Raw genomic sequence first — 1123 nt, forward strand, 5'->3', positions numbered from 1 at the left:
GGGGGCGGGTGGGCGCGGTACGGCGCACGGCCTCCCACGCCGAGCCCAGCCGGCGCAGGCGCGCGGTGTCGAGGGACTCCTGCAACCGGGGCAGCAGCAGGTCCTCCTCGTCGCGGATGTCCTGCCTGATCAGGGCGAACGCCTCGGCCGCGAGTTCGTCGTGACGCGGATCGTCCGGCCCGACCCGCTCCATCTCCGTGACCAGGTCGTTGATCCGCTGGTGCTCGTCCTCGACCCTCCCGGTCAGCTTCTCCCCGTCGGGCGCCAGGCGGCGCAGCACCGGCCACAGGACGGTCTCCTCCGCGAAGGCGTGGCTGAAGGTGAGCTGCACGATGTCCCTGAGGGTCCGCTGCCGTTCCCCGCGCGGCTCGCGGCCCGACTCGTACCGGGCCATCAGCCGGTCGAGTTCGGCGTGGTCCCGGCGCTGCCTGGCCAGGACGCTGCCCTCGCCGCCGAGTTCCTCGACGGTCTGCTCCGCGATCGGTCGCGTCATGGCGGTCGTTCTCCTTCGGTCGTCGTGCGGTGGGACGGGAGCGGCGGGTGGGCGGCGGCTCCGGGCCGGTACGGGGCCGGCGCGGGCCGGAACCCGGCCGGGCGGTTCGGCTCCGGGCGGGGCCGTGGGCGCCCACCAGCGGTGACGCGGTTCCGGCCGCCGAGGCGGTCGCCGGTCGCCGGTCCGTGTCGCGCCGGGCGTGCGGTGTGTCGCCGGTGTCATGATGAACCGCCTCTCCGGAGCGGTGCGCGCCGCGCGGCGGCGGATCACTCCAGCGGTTACCCCGCACCGCCGGTTCCAGGCCGCGTACCGGACGATCCGGTCACGGGGCGGCCGGCGCCGGTTCCGGGCCGCGCCCGGACGGCGGGTCCGCCCGCACGGCACGCGGTACGACCGGTGGCGTCGCCACGCGTGACCGGGCCGGGGCGGGGCAGACGGCGAACGGCGGACGGACGATTGCGACGGATGGATGGCGTTCCCCAGGCGCGCGTGTGCGAGGCCCCGGAAGTGCCGCGGGTACCGGGTGCCGGCCGCGGGGTGCGCCGGCGGCCCCCCGGCCCGGTCGNCCCCGGTGTCCCCCGCCCGGCNNNCNCNNCANANCNGNCGNNACCGNCGACCNNCNANCGTCNC

General features: G+C 77.3%; 1 pseudogene. It reads right to left on the reverse strand.

Annotated features, from left to right (window positions below):
* Positions 1-715, reverse strand: a pseudogene (locus MW084_RS00585) (hemerythrin domain-containing protein); the annotation flags it as partial.
* Positions 716-1123 lie beyond the last annotated feature (408 nt).

Source organism: Streptomyces sudanensis (assembly GCF_023614315.1).
Taxonomy (GTDB): domain Bacteria; phylum Actinomycetota; class Actinomycetes; order Streptomycetales; family Streptomycetaceae; genus Streptomyces; species Streptomyces sudanensis.